Genomic DNA, 15328 nt, shown 5'->3' with positions numbered 1-15328 from the left:
CGCCCGGGTGTCGCTGGGCCGGGGTTTCGCTAGGGGCGGTCGAGCACGCCCGCCCGGGTCGCCTCGACGAAGCCGGCCCAGGCCGCCGGGGCGAAGCTCAGCGCCGGGCCCTGCCGGTCCTTGCTGTCGCGCACGCCGACCGCCTCGGCGAACGCCGCCACCTCGACGCAGTCGCCCTCCCCGCCGGAGCGGGTGGACGTGCGCCACACACCGTCACGCTGCACTGGACATCTCCTTCGCCATCGATGCGATCAGCTCGCGGGACTCGGCCCCGCTCAGCGCCCGCTCGGCGAGCGAGCGCCAGGCCTCCTCGTACGTCTCGATCTCGTGCGGCCGGTCCAGGTAGACCGCGCCGCACGGCCCGTCGGAGTAGATGGTGGTCGGCTCGGGCTCCCGCACCTGCTGCGGGAAGTCGAGCATGGTGAAGGTGCCCGCCTGCGACCAGCGGAACAGCCCGGCGTCCAGCGGCAACACCCGCACGGTCACGTTGTGCTGCTCGCCCGCCACCGTCAGGGCGTCGAGCTGGCGGGCCATCGCCGCCCGGTCGCGCAGCGGCCGGCGCAGCACCGCCTCGCTGAGGATCACGTCGAGCTGCGGCGCCCGGGGGATCGCCCGGACGAGCAGCCGCTGCCGGCGCAGCCGCACGTCTGCCTTCGCCCGGCGTTCCGCCTCACTCAACTGCGGGCAGTCGGTGGCGATCACCTCGGTCATGTACTCGACGGTCTGCAACAGGCCCGGCACCAGGTCGGCCTCATACTTGCGGATCCGCGTCGCGGCGGACTCCAGGCCGACGTACAGCTTGAACCAGTCCTTGATCGCCTCCCCGTAGCTGTGCCACCAGCCGTGCGCCTTGGTCTCCCGGGCCAGGGCGCGCATGGTGTCGATGGTCTCGCGGGACGCGCCGTAGACCCGGCACATGGCCTCCACGTCGTTCGGGTGCATCGAGACCTGACCGGTCTCGTAGCGCCAGATCCGGGGTGCCGACCATTCGAGTTCCTTGGCCGCCGCCGCGACCGTCACGTACGCGTTCTCGCGAAGCTCCCTCAGATATCTGCCGAGCTGCCTACGCGGGACTGTGCTGCCCGAGTCGTCCACGTCATCCCCTTATCTGTCGTCGCGTAAGGCACCTCATCCCTTGATCCGCATTCTTCTCCGAAGCATTGCTCACCGCCAGCAACGAAACGAGCATCATCAGTGACCACCGCTTCGCGGCGTGGTCCCCCCGAGGGGGCAGGAGCCTCCCCCGACCTCATCCCGGCTCCTGCCCCCACCCCCATGAACCGACCCGACCCGGAGGCGCACGTGGGCATCCCCGGAAGACGCCGCACCGACCGGCCCGTGCCGCTGGGCCCGACGCACCGCCGCGACTGGTCCCGCTGGGGGCGGCACTGCGTGTGCGGCCTGCGCTGGCCCTGCCCCGACCGCATGCTGCGCCGGCCCGGCCCGCACCGACAGGCGGGCAGGCGGTGAGCCGGCCACGCCGCCCCGACCGCCCGGCTGGTGGCCCCGGCGACCGCGCCACACCGGGCCGCCGGGCCCCTGCGGCGGAGCGGGCGACGGCCATGAGCAGCGGGTACGGGGTGTCGCTGGCCGAACTGCGTCGGCACGTGGCGGCCCGCCCGACGTGGCGGTGTCGGGTGTGTGCTGCGCCGTGGCCCTGCCAGCCGGCGAAGCTCTGCCTACGCGCCGAGTACGCGCGCGACCGGGTCGGGCTGGCGATCTACCTGTGCGTGCTGATGCACGACGCGATCGCCGACCGGCTGCGCACCCATCCGGAGGAGATGGATCCGGCGGACTACTTCGCCCGATTCATCGCCTGGACCCGCCACTGACCGCCCAAGAAGCGGAACACAGCAAGGTCCAGGGTCTGCAACAAGTTGTCGCCGAGCCACACGTTGCGATCACCCCGCACGTTGCCTGGCCACGCTAATCGCATGACGTGTCTACCCAGACCGCCACCGACGTCGACCGCAAGCCGCATTGCCTGCTCACCACTGGCTCAACTCACCGATTCAGACACCACCCTTTTCACCAACACTTTTAACCGCATCCCAGAGAACCCAATGAAGCAATCGATCACGATCGACTGCGGCAGCGTTACGCAAGCTTTGGAACTCATCTATCGCCACGTCAAGGCGGGAGTAGTGCAGCTCGACCCGCTCAACGCCGGATGCTTTCGCGGGATTCTTGACCGCCGCCACAACGCACATCCAACACGGCACAGGAGACGACTCTTGAAGGTAGGGCAGGAGATAGTAGCACCAGCCCTCTTGGACCACGAGACCACTGCCCTTACGGCTTAATCCAGAGCTTTTGGCGGCATCGACAAGCGTGGAAATCTCACGTGACGAGACCTCCTTGGCAACCCGGGGAACAGGCCATCCGAAGCGCGACCTGATCACACCTTCACGCCACAGCCTCCTCATCACGATCACCCCTCCGACACGACCACACACTCAAGGAACATCAAATATCACCGAACAACCAAAAATTCAGTGTCGGGCGTGATCTCCTTGAAGAATGGATCATTCATTCTCCGCAGAGCTTCCCCAATTCTGTGGTTTCCATTAACAACCGTACGACCATCAAGCACCATACTTCCCCCCAACTCATCTGGGTTGTTGATCGAATCAATCAACTGCCGATCAGACATTCCTCGCACTTGCGAGACCTTCACCTGATCCCCATAGTCAGGAAGCTCAACTCCCTCCAGGTCACGAAGCCTAACTGGAGTACGGCCGCCCGGGCCACGCGCGCACGCGCTACAGCCGTTCCGACCCGCGCGCACGCGCCCACGCAACAGACCACCCGAACCCGGCAGCCTTCTGCCCACAACGTCACGACGGGCACGACCATCTGGTCCACCAAGCCGTGACGCTCGCTTCACAGGTCAAGCACCACGACGATTCAGGCGATCGACGCCACGACGCTACGCGCCGCGCCACCGGCCACGTAGGGCACCGCCGGGATCGGACCGCAAGCATCCACTAATTCGCATACGCAGCTACCATCTGACATCAACCGTGACAGCAACCGGCATGCACAGCCACGAACTCCAGTGCACAAAATTACGGCACCGCTACGGAACGCAGCGTCGACCTGGCGCTCGTCATAGTCGATGTCAACGCCCCATGCGGAGACCCTTTTTGGAAGACGAATTCGCAGAAGTCGGCTGAGCCGGAATGAACACTACCGTAGACCCGAAGGGCCGGGCCAGGCTTTACCAAAAACCCGCCTGGCCCCTCCGGGCCGCCATTGACGTCACGCCGCGCGCCGACAGGCGCCCTGTTCTGGATTTACAACCCTCTCCCGCGAGATGGTTGCCACAGCCGCCTGCAGCACCTCGGAAAGCTCATCCCGAACACCCCAATAGCTACACTACGGGCTCCCGCCAATCCGTCGGATGATGCTTGCCATTCCCTCCGCAGCAGCTCTCAACGCATGGTCAAGAGCAGCAAGATACTCCACTCGATTTTGAGCATAAGAGTCGGAGGACACCTTTTGCCACGCATCTCGGTAAGCATCCTCTAGATCAAGGACCTCTTCGACAAGTTCTGCTCGCTGGTCGAATGAAAGACCAACCCTGCCCTGCAGGAGCATGCTTAGTTGAGCCCTGGTCGAAATAACATCCCCGACGAGGCGAATATGCGCTAGACCAACCCTCTCGCTTAAGAGGATCTCCGCAAGAACAGCATCGTGATGTTCCTCTTGACCTAGCAACGCAGCCCCTAGCCTAGAGTCCTTCTGAGCGCAACCATTCCTCGCGCCCCTGCCGGTATATCCACGCCACCAGCTCGCAAAATCGACACGCAGTAGGTTACGCAACTGTTGTGAATGCCATCATAGCCGCCGAGGTCCGCCCCAATTGAGCGTTGCTGGGCCCGCATGGCCGCTCCCACGTCAGGAACATCGAAGGTTCGCTCAATAACGTTTGGGCCAAGTGGCTCCGCTCGCGCACCCGTCGTCGGGAGACCATTTGGGCTTCCTACCCCATCCCATCCTGGGATTACTTGTTCAGTCTCCAGTGACCTGCCGCCGCCCTCTACCCGAATCGTGGCATGCTCCATATCGGCGTCCCAACGCACGGTTGCCTTACCACCACAGTTGTGTGCGAGTACCGGCGCATCGCCGGCTACGACATGGTACGTGTGGGTGTTGGCGATGGTGAGGTTGTGGACGGTGGCCCAGGTGGTGACGTGTCGTTGGACCGCGGTGATCTGGACGTGGGTGCCGGCGCTGGTCTGGAGCCACTGTCCGGGCTGGAGGTCGGTGGCGTCGATCCACTGCCGGAGTTCGGGTACCCAGAAGGGGTGTCCGTCGGTGGCGGTGATCTTGCTGGCGCCGTCGTCGTCCGCGTCGCCCTTGCTCGGGGTGTCGCTGGTGGTGATGGTGACGAGGTGTTTGGTGCCGGTGCCGGTGATCGTGGCGGTGACCGTCTCGACCTCGGTTTCGCCGGTGTCGGGATTGGTGGCGAGGACCTTGTCGCTGGGTTCGATGTCCTCGATGGGTTTGGTGGTGCCGTCGGCCATCAGGACCTTGGTGCCGGGGATGAAACTGTTGTCGGTGTTGCAGCCACCACCGCCGTCGGCTTTGCCGGTGCCGCCGCCTCCGCTGGTGCCGCCGTTGGAGCGGTTGGAGCCGCCGGAGCTGCCGCCGGGTTTGGAGCCCGTTGACTTTCCGCCGCCACCGTTTCTGGTGGTGGCTGCGGTGGAGCCCTTGGGATTGGCGCGGGCCTGAGCCTGCTTCTGGACGGGGTTGCCGGTCTTCTTGGCCTGTTCGGTGGCGCGGTTGCTGACCGTGTTGACCTTGTCCTGAACCTTCTTCTTCGCAGCTTGGGCCGCCTGCTTCGCGCGTTCGATGGCGAGTTTCTTGGCGTTGAGGGCGGCGGTCTCCGCGGCCCTCGCGGCACGCAGGACGTTCTCGGCGGCGCGTTTGGCGTTCTGGAGGGCGCGGATGGCGCTGAAGGTGCGTTTCACCGCGCTGGCGATCTTCAGCGCGCTCCTGGCGGCCTTCAAGCCTGGGCTCAGCATGCTGGTGACGAGGTCGATGCAGGACCAGACGCTGCCGCCGAAGCAGCCGAGGGCGGCGTTGATGCCGAGGAAGTCCTTCAGGACGTCCCAGGCGACGGACAGGATGATCGAGGTGACGGACTTGCCCATGATGGCTTGGGCGTCGGCGACCTGGGCTGCGGACAGGCCAGCGCCGGCGAGGGCCGCGGCGGTCTCCGACGGGGTCAGCGAGATGGAAAGCCCGGAGGGGTCGGTGTGGGTGGCCGGGTTGTTGTGGGCGTAGGTGTAGCCGTTGGACTGCAACGGGTCGGCGGTGTCCAGCACCGGGTCGGCGGAGAGGAACCGGCCCACGCTCGGGTCGTAGAGGCGGGCACCCAACGGGACGTACCCGGAAGGGTCGTCGCGCCGGGCGCCGAGGAACCCGGTCGGGGTCTGCATGTTGGCCGCCAGGGCGGCGGTGCCGCGCTGGTTGCCGAACGGGTCCTGCTTGCGGATCCGGGTGGTCATGGTGGCGTCGAGGGTGACCTCGGCGTACGGGGTGCCCTGGTGGTCACCGACGACGGCGGCGAGGGCGGACGGGTTGGTGCCGTGGGCGTAGCGCAGCACCGACCCGCCCGGGGCCGCATAGGAGCGCTGGCTGCTCACCAGGCCGCCGCCCTGCTGCGTGGTCACCTGCGACTCGCCCAATTGGAGGGTGGCCTGCCGACCCTGCACGGTCAGCAACCGCGAGCCACCCGGCCCGTAGACGTGCCGCGTCTCGTTCTGCGCCTGCCACTGCTGCGCCGCCGCCCCACCCGCACACGCGGCCAGGACGATCGGGGTGCCGTCGGCGGTGGCCGCGTCGTGCACCGCGAGGCACAGCCCCGACGAGGTGTGCCGGAGCTGCCCGGTCGACAGGCGCTCCACCCGCTGGTCGGCGCCACCGTCACACGCGCGGATCTGCGCCGCCGACCCGACCGTCGTGCCGGTCGGCTGCACGCACCACGTGTCGTAGATGGACAGGGTGCCCAGGTTGGGGTCGGGCTGGCCGCCGGCCGGGGTGAACGCCCACTTCTGCGCCACGGTGTCGTTGCAGGCGAAAAGTTGTACCGGCTGACCGGCCGCCGCGTGGCCGGCGTTCAGGTCCAGGCACTTGCCGCCCAGGCCCACGTACGGGGTGCGGCCCTTGCTGCCCTGCCCGGTGATCCGCTCGACCTGGCCGTCGTACGTCCAGGTCAGGGTCTGCTCGTCGCCGTTCTGCACCGAGGTGACCGACTTCGTCTCGCCGGTCAGCTCGTACAGCCGCTGGGCGGCGGCGGTGATCGCGGCGCCGGCCGGGGTGACGTAGTTCTTCGTGACCGTGGTGAGGGTGCGAGGCTGGCTGCCGTCGGCCCTGCCGTAGGCGTAGGTGGTGGTGGCGTCCTTGGCGGCGTCGCCGGTGAGGTCCTTCTCCACCAGCTTCGTGCGGTTGCCGAGCAGGTCGTAGTCGTACTCCTGCCAGTAGCCGGAGCCGTCCGCGCCGGCCGCCACGTTGAGCACGCCGCCCGTGCCCGCCGGGCCTGGTGCGCAGGATGCCTGGTCGGCGGCGGTCCACGCCCGCTTGAGCTGGCCGAGGGCGTCGTACTGGAAGCACTGCCGTTCCTGGATGCCGCTGGCCTGCTCGCGGATGGCGAGGACGTTGCCGGCGTTGTCGTACCAGTAGTGGCGGTTCGACACCAGGTTGCCGCCCACGACGCCGGTGTCGCCGGCCTTCTCGCGGTAGACCTGCTGGCTGGTCAGGGCGCCGCTGGCGTCGTCGTAGGAGGCCATGGCCCAGACCCGGTGCGGCTGCGCGCCGAGCGTCGAGCGCAACACCTGGCCGTACGGCGAGTAGACCGTCTCCGCGCCGTACCAGTCCTTGCCGGAGACCGACAGGGGCAGGCCGTCCCTGGTGTAGCGGACCAGCACCTTCTCGGTGGGCAGCGCCCCGACGCCGGGCAGCACGGTCGACTCGGGCATCCCCGTGTCGGTGTAGGTGTAGCCGTACGTGTAGGAGGTTTGCAGCCCCCAGGTGCTGGCGATGGTCGCGGGCAGCGTCAGCGTGGTCGACGTCGGCTGGTAGTCGTCGGTGTAGCCGCCGATGCTCTGGGTGTACGGCAGCCCGTCGGTGTAGCGGGTGGCGGTCGCCGGCAGGCCCTTCCCGCCGGCCACCGTGTCGTAGGTGTACTCGCCGAGCAGGGTGCCGCCGCTGCCGCCGAGCCGCTGCTGGACGGGCCGGGACAGCTCGTCGTAGCCGTTCCACACCGTGACGCCCCGGGCGTTGGTGCTGGTGACCTGCCGGTCCCGGTGGTCGTAGGTGAGGGTGGTGACGCCGGTGTCGGGGTCGGTGGCGCTGACCGGCCGGCCCCGGTGGTCGTAGCTCCAGGTCCACTCCTTCGGGTTCTCGGAGTGGGTGGCCCGCGTCAGTTGGCCCTGCGGGTCGTACTGGTAGCGCATGGAGACGAAGGCGCTGCGGTCGCCCTTGGTGTAGGTGTCGACCCGCGCCGTGCGGCCCAGGGCGTCGGTGAACAACCGGTACGAGGCCGCGCCCGCCGGGTTGAGCACCGTGGAGTGGTCCGCGCCGTACTCGTAGCGGGTGGACCTCAGCGGCACCTCGACGCCGTTGTGGACGGGCATCTCCTCGACGACCCGTCCGAGCCCGTCGTAGGTGTAACGGGTGGCGTTGGGCACGGCGGTGTCGGCGGCCGGGGTGAACAGGGTGCCGCTCGGGTTGCCGTCGGCGTAGTAGGCGTTGCGGGTCTGCCCCACCTCGCCGGCCCGGTTGTAGAGGGTGTCGGTGATCAGCCGTCCGCCGCCGACCGCCTCCTGCTGGCTCTGCCGTTCGCGGCCCAGGCCGTCGTAGATGGTGACCGCGGTCTCCACCCGGTTCTCGTGGCTGCGGGCCTTCGTGGTGACGTACGGGGGCTTGCCGGCCTGGATGGTGTACTCGGCCCGGAAGTCGGGGATCGCCCCGGCCGACGGGGTGCGGCCGGCGGCCCACGCCTCGACGAGGCGGCCCAGGGCGTCGAACTTCGACTCGCTGACCCGGTCGTTGAGGTCGGTGCTGCGCACCACGACGCCGCGACCGGGGTCGAACTCCTGGATCTGCCGGTGGTCGAGGGAGTTCTTCTCCTCGACCTGGAAGGGCTGGCCGGTGGTCGGGGTGTAGGTGGTCGTGGAGGTCTTCAGGTCGGGGTCGGTGCGGGAGACGACCCGGCCGAGGGCGTCGAAGCCGACGGTGCCGTCGGACTGGAAGCCGGAGCCGTCGCCCTTCAGCGACCAGGTCTGGGTGACCAGGGCGCGGGTGTTCGCCGCCAGGGCGGTCCCGTACGCCGCGCCGTCGTAGCCGATGCGGCTGGCGGAGCTCAGCGACGCCAGGTTCGTCCAGGTGGCGGCGGCGCAGGTGGTGGGGCTGGTCAGCATCTGCTGGGTCAGGCCGACCAGGTTCCGGTCGAGCCGGTGCAGGTAGCTGAGCTGGGTGCACGTCTCGTCGCCGGTCCTACCGGTGTCGCCGAGCGACTCGATCTGCGTCGGCAGGCCGTGCGTGGCGTCGTAGCTGGTCTTCGTCTCGACCTTCCGCGTGGTGCGGGTGTCGTCGCCGGTGCCGGAGGAGCGGCTGTGCGCGACCACCCGGGAGTCGGTGACCCGCCAGGCGCGCAGCGGGCTGAGCCCGTCGTCCCGGTCCCGCCGGCCGAGTTCCTCGGCCTGTGGGTAGGTGACGCTGCGGGTGAGCCAGTCGCCGGTGGCGGCGTCGGCGGTGGGGTAGGTGAGTTCCTCGGCGATGCGGCCGGCGAACGGCTCGCGGTCCTTGGCGATCTCCTGGCCGGCGGTGTCCTCGACGGACACGTCGTCGCCCATGCCCCGGAAGTAGCGGGTGACGGACTTGGTCGCCACGCTGCCGTCGCCGTGGTCCGCGTCGGTCTCGCCGGTGCGGACGGTGACCTGCGCGAAGCCGGCGAACTGCGAGTACGTCCGGGCCGACTTCTTGGTGAACTCCTGCTCGGCGAGCTTCCACCCGGGGTCGACGTAGGTGTAGCGGGTGAGGGTGCTGACCGCCGGGCCGTCGATGGCGGGGAGTTCCTCGACGCTGTCCACCACGTACTTGTGGAACCAGTCGATCTCCTCGGCGCTGGGGTCGGGGTGCCAGAACGACGGGTAGCAGAGCCGGTTGTTGTTCTTCAGCGCGGTGGTGTCCGTCTTGCCGGGCAGCCCGGTGCCGGTGGCGCAGCCGCCCGTCGGCTGCTTGTAGCTGACGACGGTCTCGCCGCCGTACTCGTTGATGATCCGGGCGATGCGCAGCCGGGAGAACCCGGGGCGGTCGTCGTTGCGCACCCGGTTCGGCATGTCCTCGGGGTTCGCCTCGAAGCGCACCGGGTTCAGGGTGATCTTGTCGGTGCCGCCGGTGGGCCCGTACCCGGTGCGGGTGATCGACTCCAGCCAGAGCGCGGTGTTCGGGCCGGTCCGGGTGGTGGGGAACGCCTGCGCGAGCTGGTACTCGTCGACCACCTGACGCGCGGTGCTGCCGGGCTGTCGCTGCGCCGACGTGGTGATCTTGTCGAGCCGCTTGCGGGTGAAGAAGGACGGGGAGGCGTTCCAGCACTTCTTGTCGTCGCCGCAACGCAGGTCGGCCGGGGTGTCGTACCAGATCCGGTACTTGGCCGGGTCGCTGCTGGTGAAGTTGGCCTCGGTGCAGGTGACGGTGCCCTCGGCGAAGCACCGCTCCGCCACCGTGAAGGTGATCTGGGCGGCCGGGGCGGCGGAGAACATGGTGCTGGCGCGCTGCCCGTAGTCGATCCGGGTGAGATAGCCGCCCCGGTCGTACGAGACGGGGGACTTGAAGTTGAAGTTGCGGGCGTAGTGGTTGGTCTCCTTCGCCCACCACAGGCTCATCGCGTTGCCGTGGACGTCCTCGACGTAGTCCAGCGACCAGCGCCAGGCCTGGGTGCAGACCGAGCCGGCCCAGTTGCCCGACTGGTAGCAGTCCTCGCCCGCGTGGTTGCCGTAGACCGGGACGGTCAGCACCGAGTTGGTGACCGGGTCCCCGGTGGACCAGCCAGGGAGGCGGTGCATCCCGAAGTGGTGGCGGGTGCCGTCGCGGGTGGTGACGATCCAGTACTCACCGTCGGCGTCACCGTTCGCCTTGCCGGTGTCCTCGACCAGCTCCACCCGGGAGCCGTCGCCGTTGGCGGTGAACCAGGTTTCCTCGTCAGCGTCCCAGACGAGCTCGGTGGTCATGCCGCCGAGGGAGAGGGTCGCGTTGTCGGAGCCCCAGCACAGGTCGCCGGTGCGGTGCGTGGAGTTGTTCGCACCCGACTTCTTCGAGTCCTGCGTGCAGTTGGCGTAGCTGCGGGTGATGGATCCGGCGCTGTAGTCCCAGCCGTCGCCGATCCAGGAGGCCTGGTTGTTGGTGGCCGAGGTCCGGCCGTCGACCGACTGCGAGGAGTAGCCCAGGTTCACCCGGGGCATCAGGCCACCGGGAGCCTCCGGCACCTGCACCTGGTAGCCGTAGGTGAACGCGCCGGAGGATGCGCCGGCCGCCCAGGAACCAGAGGAGAGCAACGGGGTGGCGGTGTAGTCGCCACCGGCCGAGGCCCCGGTGTCGAGCACGCCGACGACCCCGGCGCCGGCGGCGGCGCTCGCCGCGCTACGCGCGCCCGCGGCGCCGCTCGGGCCGGCGAGCAGCGACCCGATCGAGACACTGCCGTTGACGAGCCGGCGGATGCCGTCGTCGTCGGTCGCCGTCGGCGCCTCGTCGGCCGGCACCAGCTCCGTCTCGCTGGACACGGCCGCCCCGGCGTCCGGGCCGGGTGCCTGGTAGGGGGCGAACGACGGGGGCGGCGGGGCACCCGTGTCGGGGGCGCAGTCTCCGCCGTCCGGGTCATCGTAGACGCAGCTGGGCAGCAGCACCAGGCCGAACCGGTCGGCCGCCTGCGGGCCGTAGAGGTCGGCGAAGGGCGTGTAGTCGACGCTGAGGGCCACCTCCGCGTCCGGGTCGGCGGTCACCGGCGGGGTGATCTTCATGATCAGGCCGGGGGCCCCGACGGCCTGAGACGCCTCCGGGCTGGAAAGGTCGACCTTCCAGGTGCCGGCCAGGTCGGCCGGATCGCCGCCCTCGGGCACGCCGAGGGCGACCGGCAGGTCCTCGACCGGCAGCGACGTGCCGGGGGTCGCGGCCGTCAGGTCCACCTCGCCGCTGTCCTGCTGCCACGGGGTGACCGCCTGCGGCTCGTACGGGTCCACCGGCACCTCGGCGGCGGTGGTCAGCTCCGTCTCGGCGTCCGCGTCGTGGTCGACGTGCCTGATGGTGGGGATGTCGGGCAGCTCGACCGGCATCCCGGTGCGGCTCATCCCGGCGCCCGGCACCGCCCACGCCTGCGCGGGGGCGATCGCCACCAGCAGGTTCACCGAGAGCGCCAGCGCCAGGGCCCGACGGGTGGGCGACCACCGCCGGCGGCCCGTGGCCGGGCGGGCGGGTCGGCCGGGACGCCGTCGGGACAGCAATCCGGTTCCAGGCATACGTCGGCTCCCACCCAGGCGCGAAGACGGAAGAGATCGCGGTACGACCGCGACGGCACGGCACGCGCCGGGCGTGGCACGCCCGAGCACTGTGGATCAATCAGCGCTCTTACTCAAGGTGACCGGACGTAATCGGAGCGGCACGACAGTGATCCTGGCCACCGCCCATTTCCCCACGAGAGCCGCCGGGCCAATGAAGTCACCTTTGACGGATCTATTCGCAGATGCCCGTCAAGCCCGGCTGATGAAAGCCGCATAGGTCAACTCTCGGTCGCGAACTCCGACGACAGCGCGTACAAGATCACGAATTGATAACGGAAGAAAGTGTGACGAGCCGGCGACGGGTTGTGCGATCGTGTGCCCGCGCTTGCTGCCCCGTGGCCCTCCGCCGGACGGGATCGCTCGTCGTTGCCGCCGCCCTGTCCGCCCGGCCCCCACGGGAGTAGACCGCCGTGACCGTGCCTCGCCTGCTCAGCCCTTTCCTGCGTACGCGTACCCGGCAGCTCTGCACCCTGGGCTTCCTGCTGGTCGCGCTCCTCGTGGCCGGGCTGCCGTACTGGCTACGCGCCGACGACAGCCGGCCCTCCCGACCGCAGCGGGCCACCGAGGCCGCGCCCGTGGACACCGTCGGCCGGGACTACGCGGCCGCGATGGCCGAGGCCCGGCGCACCGGTCAGGAGGTGCCCGTCGACACCGCGACCACCGCCACCTCGCTCACCTGGGCGCGCCCGGACGGCAAGCTCCGCACCACCTTCCGCGCCCTGCCCCAACGCGCGAAGACCGCCTCCGGGCAGTGGGCCCCGATCGACACCACCCTCACCCGCGCCGGCGACACCCCCACCGGGCTGGATGTCACGCCGGCCAACGCGCCGGCGCCGGTCCGCTTCTCCGCCGGCAGCCCTTCCGCGGCGAAGCAGGGCGGGCAGTCGAGCGGCACCACCACGAACTCGCTGCGGCTCGCCCCGGCCGCCCAGCCCGAGAGCCCCGCCGAGACCGCCCTCGCCGAGGTGCAGATCGACGGCCACACGATCACGTACCTGTGGCCCGGCCTCCTGCCGGAACCGGTGCTGGACGGGCCCCGCGCGCTCTACCCCGAGGTGTTGCCCGGTGTCGACCTGCTCGTCGTCGCCCGCGAAGAGGGCGGGTTCGGGCAACTGCTGATCGTCAAGAACCGCAACGCCGCCACCCTCGACGCCGTCGACACCCTGACCTACGGACTGCGGTCCGCGACGGCCGTCTTCCGCCACCAGCAGCCCACCAACGGGGTGCAGATCCTCGACCCCGTCAGCGGTGCGGAGATCGGCTCCATCCCCAGCCCGTTCGCCTGGGACTCCGCCGGCCGGGAACCCACCTCGCCCGAGACGCCGCTGCGCACGGCGGTGGACACCAGCGCCCACGTGCTGCAACTCTCCGGCCTCAGCGGCGCCGAGCCCGGTTCCCGGCAGGGCCCGATGCCCACCCGACTCGACGGTGAGGACACCGGCGAGGCCCGGTTGCACCTGGACGCCGCCGCCACCGGCCTGCTCACCGACCCCGAGGCGCTCTTCCCGCTCTTCCTCGACCCGACCCTCAAGACGGGACTGCAGTCCTGGGCCACCGTCTACAAGCAGAGCCCGAACACCAACACCTACCACAGCACCAACTTCAACAGCGGCACCTCGGACGCCCGGGTCGGCTACGACGAGGACACCCCGCTGACGACGCGTTCCTTCTGGCGGATGGGCTTCGACAGCAAGATCCAGGGAACGGTGGTCAGCGAGGCCGGCTTCCGGGTGCTGAACAACCACTCCTGGTCCTGCACGGCCCGGGAGATGCAGCTCTGGCTCACCGGCACTATCTCCTCCAGCAGCACCTGGCAGAAGCAACCGGCCTGGGAGTCCCTGCAGCAGAAGCGGTCCTTCGCCCACGGCTACGGCAGTAGCTGCGACGACGAGTACGTCCGGTTCGACGTGCTGGGCGCGGCCCAGGAGGCCGCCACCAAGGGCTGGGGAAGCATCACCCTCGGCATGCGCGCCACCAGCGAGTCCGACACGCTGACCTGGCGCAAGTTCAAGGCCAACACGGCCGAGCTGGAGGTCGTCCACAACCGTCCCCCGGGCGAGCCGACGGACGGCCGGACCTCGCCCGGCGGCGCCTGCGTGCCCGGCCCCGGCGGCGGCGCCATCATCGCCCGGACCACGATCTCCCTGTCGGCGAAGGCCATCGACCCGGACGGCAACCTCAAGGGGCTGCGCTTCCGCTTCTGGCGGACCGGCACCACGGTGCCCGCCGGCACCCTCGTCACCCACTCCAGTGACGGCAGGGCCAGCCGGACGATCCTCCCCAGCGACCTGGAGGACGGGGTCACCTACTCCTGGGACGTCCGCGCCGAGGACCACTCGAACGCGTCGTCCTCGTACTATCCGCCGGGCACCGAGCCGTGCCGCTTCACCATCGACGCGTCCGCGCCGCCGGCACCCGACGTCGCCAGTGACGTGTGGCTAGAGGCGACCCCGGACGGCGCCACCTGGTCCACCGTGAAGTTCGGGCAGACCGGGCCGGTCGAGTTCAGCGCGGCCGGTGCCGCCCAGTTCACCTACTCGTTCGAGAGCATCAACCCCCTCACGATCCCGGCCGTCGGGGGCAAGGCCACCGTGGCCGGTCTGGCTCCCCGGCACGCCGGCCCGAACACCCTGCACGTGTACGCCCTCGACGCGGTCGGAAACCGCAGCGTCCGCACCGACTACACCTTCTACGTGCCGCCCAGCGAGACTGCCGACAAGCCCGGCGACGTCACCGGCGACGACCTGCCCGACCTGCTCCTCGTCGACGCTACGGGCAACCTGCGTACCTACGCGGGTGACGAGGGCGGCGAGTTGTACTCGTGGCTCGCCGCCTCCTACACCACCGGCAACGAACTGAACCCGCCGGGACACTGGTGGGACGCGGGTGCCGCCAAGGCGGCCCTGATCGCCAAGTACGACGACGCCTACCCGGGCGACGGCGTCACCGACCTGTTCGCCCGCACCCCCGACGGCCGGTTCTGGCTCTACCCCGGCGACGGGTACGGCAGTTTCGACGTCAACCGCCGGCTGCGGGTCCTGCTGCCGCCCGGCGTGCCGGATCCGGGCACCTGGACCCAGCTCAAGGCCGTCGGTGACGTCACCGGCGATCAACGGCCGGACCTGGTGGTGCGGGCCGGGACGGCGTTCTGGATGCTCGGTGGCTACACCGGGGCGAGCTTCCAGGAGGCGACCCTGATGGAGGGGTCCGCCTGGGCCCGCCGGGACATCGTCAACGTGGCGGACATCGACGTCGACGGCACCCCCGACCTGCTCTGGCGCAACCTGGACAACGGCAACATGTACGTCCGCCACGGCCTGCCCGGCCCGGCAGCGGGCAGCGTCGACCTGCACTCGCTCAAGCAAGCCGCCAACTCGCGTGACGGCGACGTCTCCTATGGCACCGGCTGGACGGAGACGGCGATGAGCGCGGTGATCGCGATCCCGGACGTCAGCGGCGACCAGGTGCCCGACCTCTGGGTGCGGTATGGCGCCGACGGTCAGATCCGGGTCTACCACCCCTCCGCGACGAGCGCCGGTTCCCCGGTGAAGGTCGTGCTGGGCTCGGACTGGAGCACGATGAAGTCCTTCGGCTGATCCAGCTCACGACAGCCAGCAGGCCCCGCAAGCAGAACCCGCCAATGCTGTAGACAGCCGCTAGGGAGCTGAGTCACTTACGCCATCACGCCGCCCCACCCTCCGCACCCTCCGCACCGATCCCGCCGGTCCCGCCCGCCGCGGCGTCCCGTCCGGCCCGGTGATCAA

At 69.6% G+C, this 15328-nt stretch carries 8 protein-coding genes; 3 read left to right on the top strand and 5 right to left on the bottom strand.

Going from position 1 to position 15328, the window contains the following annotated elements; genetic code table 11:
• Nucleotides 1–29: 29 nt before the first annotated feature.
• Both O7628_RS20915 and O7628_RS20910 read right to left on the bottom strand, forming a co-directional pair.
• Nucleotides 30–209 (bottom strand): DUF397 domain-containing protein, encoded by a 180-nt coding sequence (locus O7628_RS20915; RefSeq protein WP_278136370.1) that lies wholly within the window; start codon nucleotides 207–209, stop codon nucleotides 30–32.
• A gap of 4 nt (nucleotides 210–213) precedes the next feature.
• Nucleotides 214–1095, bottom strand: coding sequence for a helix-turn-helix transcriptional regulator (locus O7628_RS20910; protein WP_278132954.1), 882 nt, complete (start codon nucleotides 1093–1095; stop codon nucleotides 214–216).
• A 180-nt stretch (nucleotides 1096–1275) separates the two neighbouring features.
• Here O7628_RS20910 and O7628_RS20905 point away from each other — a divergent pair, with 180 nt between their 5' ends.
• The gene (locus tag O7628_RS20905; RefSeq protein WP_278132953.1) at nucleotides 1276–1470 is read left to right on the top strand and encodes a hypothetical protein; all 195 of its coding nucleotides are present in this window, start codon (nucleotides 1276–1278) and stop codon (nucleotides 1468–1470) included.
• Between the two features lie 92 nt (nucleotides 1471–1562).
• Nucleotides 1563–1832, top strand: coding sequence for a hypothetical protein (locus O7628_RS20900; protein WP_278132951.1), 270 nt, complete (start codon nucleotides 1563–1565; stop codon nucleotides 1830–1832).
• Nucleotides 1833–2012: 180 nt separating this feature from the next.
• Here O7628_RS20900 and O7628_RS20895 read toward each other — a convergent pair whose 3' ends face one another.
• The 3 genes from O7628_RS20895 to O7628_RS20885 all read right to left on the bottom strand — a co-directional run bounded on the left by O7628_RS20895 (nucleotide 2013) and on the right by O7628_RS20885 (nucleotide 11522).
• The gene (locus O7628_RS20895; protein ID WP_278132950.1) at nucleotides 2013–2426 is read right to left on the bottom strand and encodes a hypothetical protein; all 414 of its coding nucleotides are present in this window, start codon (nucleotides 2424–2426) and stop codon (nucleotides 2013–2015) included.
• Nucleotides 2427–2473: 47 nt separating this feature from the next.
• Entirely contained in the window at nucleotides 2474–2677 is a 204-nt protein-coding gene (locus O7628_RS20890; RefSeq protein ID WP_278132949.1) for a hypothetical protein, read from the bottom strand.
• A gap of 1051 nt (nucleotides 2678–3728) precedes the next feature.
• Nucleotides 3729–11522: a ricin-type beta-trefoil lectin domain protein gene (locus O7628_RS20885; protein WP_278132948.1), complete on the bottom strand. Its 7794-nt coding sequence runs from the start codon at nucleotides 11520–11522 to the stop codon at nucleotides 3729–3731.
• A 452-nt stretch (nucleotides 11523–11974) separates the two neighbouring features.
• On the opposite strand from O7628_RS20885, the gene O7628_RS20880 reads away from it, so the two are divergent.
• Nucleotides 11975–15160, top strand: coding sequence for a DNRLRE domain-containing protein (locus O7628_RS20880; protein ID WP_278132946.1), 3186 nt, complete (start codon nucleotides 11975–11977; stop codon nucleotides 15158–15160).
• The last annotated feature ends 168 nt before the right edge of the window (nucleotides 15161–15328 follow it).

Source organism: Micromonospora sp. WMMD956, from assembly GCF_029626125.1.
Lineage (GTDB): Bacteria > Actinomycetota > Actinomycetes > Mycobacteriales > Micromonosporaceae > Micromonospora > Micromonospora carbonacea.
Note: the sequence above shows the minus strand (reverse complement) of the source record. Positions and strands in the feature narration are given on the sequence as shown.